The sequence below is a fragment of the Bradyrhizobium sp. WSM1743 genome, from assembly GCF_000473065.1.
Taxonomy (GTDB): Bacteria; Pseudomonadota; Alphaproteobacteria; order Rhizobiales; family Xanthobacteraceae; genus Bradyrhizobium.
Genome location: NZ_AXAZ01000134.1, coordinates 1 through 5,397, shown reverse-complemented (window position 1 = coordinate 5,397; position 5,397 = coordinate 1). Strand labels below are relative to the sequence as shown.

Annotated in this window: 2 protein-coding genes and 1 pseudogene; all 3 read left to right on the top strand. The window is 66.1% G+C overall.

All coding sequences use genetic code 11. The features are described 5' to 3' along the window. Positions 1-794: 794 nt before the first annotated feature. Positions 795-1,955 carry an MFS transporter gene (locus tag YU9_RS0137945; protein ID WP_027577364.1) on the top strand — a complete coding sequence of 387 codons (1,161 nt, stop codon included), beginning with the start codon at positions 795-797 and terminating at the stop codon, positions 1,953-1,955. A gap of 260 nt (positions 1,956-2,215) precedes the next feature. Further along, on the top strand, positions 2,216-5,059 hold the full coding sequence (locus YU9_RS0137940; protein ID WP_027577363.1) for a helix-turn-helix transcriptional regulator: 2,844 nt from the start codon (positions 2,216-2,218) through the stop codon (positions 5,057-5,059). A gap of 126 nt (positions 5,060-5,185) precedes the next feature. After that, positions 5,186-5,397, top strand: a pseudogene (locus tag YU9_RS50585) (IS5/IS1182 family transposase); the annotation flags it as partial.

Sequence of the window (5,397 nt, the reverse complement as noted above, 5' to 3'; positions counted from 1 at the left end):
GCCAATCACTCGGCCTTCCCTGCGCGATGGTCGGACGGCTTATGCCGTGCTCTCCCGGGAGCCGAGTTCCTTCTGGCCTCCCTCGCGCTTGCGAAAGTCACCGGCCCCCGCGCCGGTTGACGCGACTGCCGCGTCCGCAAGAGCTTGACCGTAGCAACGACGGCCAGGACCACACGGTTTGGCCGTACGCACGGCCCGCCATTTCGCCGCAGTTTTCCCAGCCCTGTCGACGGAGCTACGAAACTTACAGACGAGACGAACCTGACAGCGCCGTTCGTCCGCACGAAGCCTTAGGGCTCACGGAGAGCAATCCGCCCTGCCTCAAGCTTTCGCGTCCGACGCTGCTGCGTCCACCGCAAGCCCGGCTCGCGACAATGACGACCACATGATCGCCCCTCGAGACTGAGCCGGGACGGGCCATGCATACGACAAATCCGAATTTCGGTAAAGTGGAATATTTTCATGCGATGGGATTGACAGGCGGCGACACAGGCCCACTCCGTCATCCTGAGGTGCGAGACATGGGACGCGCAGCGTCCTATGTCGAGCCTAAGGATGACGGCCACAGTCGGGCCGTCGCCCTTCGAGGCTCGCCGAAGAGGCAAGCACCTCAGGGTGACGGTGATGGAGTGCGAGATGCCGGGCAAGCGGCCCCGGATTACGCTTTCGCTCCATACGGGCTACGGGAGTCTGCTGTGGCACGAGCTGCGACAATATGAACGCACTGCCGACATAAAGTCGCGGCAATCGGAGGGCTCATCGGGCCGCCCCGCCCCTGCTTCCCCGGAGTTCTCATGTCTTCTGCCGACCGGCCGGCGACCCGCCTTGCGACCCGGCTTGCCTTCCTCGTGGCGGGCTTCGGCATCGCGTGCTGGGCGCCGCTGGTGCCGTTCGCGAAAGCGCGGCTCGCCGTCGACGACGGGGTTCTCGGGCTGCTCCTGCTCAGCCTCGGCATCGGCTCGGTCGTCGCGATGCTGCTGACCGGCGTTCTCAGCGCGCGCTACGGCAGCAGGCCGATCATCATCGCAGGCGGGCTTGGTCTCACGCTGGTCCTGCCGCTGCTCGCGATCGCAAGCTCGCCCCTATCGCTGGCGCTGGCGCTCCTTGCGTTCGGCGCCGCGCTCGGCTCGATCGACGTCGCCATGAACATCCACGCCGTGGAAGTGGAGCGCGCCGCGGGACGCCCGCTGATGTCCGGCTTCCACGCCCTGTTCAGCATCGGCGGCTTCGCCGGATCCGCGCTGATGACGGCGCTGCTCTCGCTGCAACTCGGCGCGCTCGCCTGCACGCTGATCTGCTCCGTGCTGATGCTGATCGCGATGTTCGTGACCCGGCCGCGCCTGCTTCGCTCGGTGCAGGTGCAGGAGGGCCCACTGTTCGTGCTGCCGCACGGATCGGTGCTGCTGCTCGCACTGCTCGGCGCCATCACCTTCCTGGTCGAAGGCGCAATGCTCGATTGGGGCGCGCTGCTCGTGATCGGCGCGGGGCTCGTCACCGAGGCGCAAGGCGGAGCCGGCTACATCGTGTTCTCGATCGCGATGACCATAGGCCGGCTCGGCGGCGACGCGGTCGTTGCGCGTATCGGGGACCGCGCGACATTGCTCTGGGGCAGCCTGATCGCGATCGCGGGTTTTGTGGTCCTGCTCACAGCGCCCGTTGCAGCGATCGCCCTCGGCGGATTCCTGCTGATCGGGCTCGGCGCGTCAAATCTCGTGCCGGTGCTATTTCGGCGGGCGGCGCGGCAAACGGTGATGCCCACCGGACTTGCGGTCGCGGCGATCACGACCGCGGGCTACGCTGGGGTCCTGCTCGGCCCTGCCGGCGTGGGCTTCGTCGCACAGCTCGGCGGATTGCCGATGGCGTTTTGGCTGCTGGCCGCATTGATGGGTCTCGTCACATTGTCGGCGTGGATCGTCACGGCGGAGCAGCGCCAGATGTCGCACGTCGATGCGTGAGCGGCCGCACGCCGAACTTACGGACGGAAGGGCCAGGCGCCGCAATGGTCCCATGCGAGCGCGCGAGTGGAGGCGATCGCCTTGCCATGCCAACCTAAACCCTTCTTTCACGGGGAGACTATTTTGGCAGGCCGAAGCAAGCCCAAGCCATCTGCGCCGGTCTGTCTGCCATGCGGCTTTCGGCCAGTTTACTGGACGCGTCGTTCTGCTAGACCACAACGAAATACCTTTTTTGACTCCCGTCGAGGGGGCAATGGCACGTGCCAGCTCAAAGTAGTCACGACTCGCACATTTCATTCGGGCCATTTCGGCTGTTTCCAAAGTCCCGGCTCCTGGAGAAGGAGGGGGCACCGCTTCATATCGGCGGCCGCGCGCTCGATATTCTGATCCTGCTTGCCGAGCGCCCCGGTGAGGTCATCGACAAGAGGGAGCTGGTCAAGCGTATCTGGGCCGACGTGAATGTCGACGAGGGCAGTCTGCGCTTCCACGTCGCAGCGCTGCGCAAGGCGCTCGGCGATACCGGCAAATCGGCCCGTTATGTCCTCAATGTGCCCGGCCGCGGCTATTGCTTTGTCGCGCCATTCGCTCAAGCGGCTCCGCCGGTCCCCTCAGCCTCGGCCGAAATCGTCATTCCTCGCTCCCTGCCTGCGCAGCTTGCGAAGATGATCGGACGAGAGGAGGTGATCGAGAAGATTTCAACCGGATTGACGCTGCATCGCTTCATGACGGTGGTCGGCCCGGGCGGCATCGGCAAGACGGCCGTCGCCGTCACCGTCGGGCATCGCCGCTCGGCGGATTTCGGCGGACGCGTCTTCTTCGTCGATTTCGGTCCGCTCCGGGACGCCAGCCATGTCACGACCACCATCGCCTCGGTCCTCGGACTGACCGTCAGCGCGGAGGACCCGACGCCGGCCATTCTGACATTCCTGAGGACCGGACCGACCCTGCTGATCTTCGACAGTTGCGAGCATGTGCTGGACACGCTGGCTCCATTCGTCGAGTGCATCGTTCGCGAGGCGCCGCAGCTTCGCGTTCTCGCGACCAGCCGCGAATCGTTCCGCAGTGAAGGCGAGCGGATCTTTCGGCTGTTCCCGCTGGATTGTCCGCCGGAGCGCGAGGGCCTCGATGTCGCCGAGGTCCTCGCCTACCCCGCGGCTCAGCTGTTCGTCGAGCGCATCGCGCAGAGCTCGGGTCCGTTCCAGCTCAGCGCTGAAGAAGCGCCGCTGGTCGCGAACATCTGCCGGCGCCTCGACGGCATTGCGCTGGCGATCGAGCTCGCGGCGGGCCGTGTCAATGCGTACGGCATCGCCGGCACGGCCTCGCTGCTCGACAGCCGCTTTTCGCTGCAATGGCGGGGGCGGCGCACGGCCGTGCCGCGGCACCAGACGCTCGCCGCGGCCCTCGACTGGAGCTACGACCTCCTGCCTCCGGCGGAAAGCGCCACCTTGCGGCGACTGTCGGTGTTCGCCGGTCCATTCGCGCCGGAGGCGGCCGCCGCAGTCGCATCCGGCGAGGGCCTCAGCACCTCGGAGACGTTGGAGGCGATCGACAGCCTGGTCACCAAATCGCTGATCTCGCCATCCGGTTCGCGGACGCTGCGCTATCGCCTGCTCGATACCACGCGCACCTACGCGCTCGGGAAGCTGAATGAACTCGGTGAAGTCAGGCAGTTCGCCCGGCGCCATGCCGAGTATTTTCGAGATTTCTTCGAGCACGCGGAGGCCGATACATCGACACCTCTGCCCGAATGGCTGAGCATCTATGCGGGGGAGCTGGACAATGTGCGCGCAGCGCTGGATTGGGCCTTCGCGCCCGACGGCGACGCAAGGCTCGGTATCGCGCTGACGGCGGCCGCGGTCACACTGTGGGTGCGCCTTTCGTTGTTCGCCGAATGCCGCGAACGCACCAGAACGGCGCTTGCAGCGCTCGCAGACACCGAGGGCGACGATCGCATCCGCATGCAGCTACTGTCGGCGCTCGGCTGGTCGCTGATGTATGGCGAAGGCCGCGCGCGCGAGGCGCGCCCGATCCTGGAGACGACCCTCGCGCTGGCGGACAGGCTCGACGACAAGGATTTCCGCCTGCGCGCACTGTGGGGCCTGTGCATCGACCAGTTCAACAACGGACAGTTCGGCAAGGCCCGTGCGTTCGCCGATCGTTTTGCGAGCGCGGCGGCGAACTCCCCTGATAAGACCGATCTCATGCTGAGCGACCGGCTGATGGCTGTCGCGCTGCACTATCTCGGCGACCAGAATGACGCGCGGCAGCGCATCGACCGGGTCAACGCATCGCTGCACGTGCTGGCGGAGAAGCCGAAGATCTTCCCGCTCGATCTCAGGATCTCGACGCAATATTTCCGGGCCCGCATCCTGTGGCTGCAGGGTCTCGCGGACCAGGCCCAGGCGCTGGCGGCAAGAAACATCGAGGAAGGCCGAGCCAATGGCCACGCCCTGACCTTCTGCAGTGTGCTGGGACAGGCCGCCTGCCCAATCGCCTTCTGGGCCGGCGATCTCGGCGCCGCGGAACGCCACGGCAGCGAGCTGCTCGAGCACACCGAGCGGCACGCAATCCGGCTGTGGGGCTTGTGGGCAAGGGCCTTCAATGCGGCAGTCGTCGCCAAGCGCGGCGACGTCGGGATCGGCCTGCCGCTGCTGCGCGAAGAACTCAATCGCGCTGGCGATGCGCGCTTCCTGCCGCGCTTTCTTCCCCTGCTTGGCGAGCTTGCGGCGTGCTTTGGCGAAGCCGGCCAGGTCGACCGCGGCCTCGACGTCATCGAGGACGTCCTGACCCGTTGCAACGACCGGCAGGAGCTCTGGTATCTGCCCGAGCTGATCCGCATCAAGGGAGAGTTGATGCTCAGGGGCGCGCGGCATTCAGAGGACGCCGAGGCACGCTTTCGCGAGGCCATGGAGATTGCCGGCCAGCAGGGCGCGCGCTTCTGGGAGTTGCGCTGCGCCATCAGCCTCGCACGGCTCAAGATACGGGCCGGCCAGAACGCGGACGCTCTGGCCGTTCTGAAGAATGTCTTGGGATCGTTCACGGAGGGCGCCGAGATCGCCGACATGCACACCGCGCGCGACTTGATGGCGCAACTCCGGAACTGACGGCGCGCTAATGCGGAATAGCTCTAGGTTGAATCGATCGCAGCCGCTGGTTCACCTCTCCCGCAAGCGAGAGCTTTGCATTATTCGCGAATCTGCGATTCCCTAGACGGATTGGAGGGGATGGGAATGGCATATCGGCAGGNGGGGCAACCGAGCTTTGCGGACGCGCTGGCGTCGTCGCGGCGTGGAAAAGGCAATCCGGTGCTGAGGCGGATCAGCGATCTGGTGGATTGGACCGCGGTGGAGCACGTGCTGGGCGGTCTGCCGGAACCGGAGCGCGGGGCGCCGCCGTACCCGCGGCTGGTGATGTTGAAGGCGTTGCTGCTGCAGCAATGGTA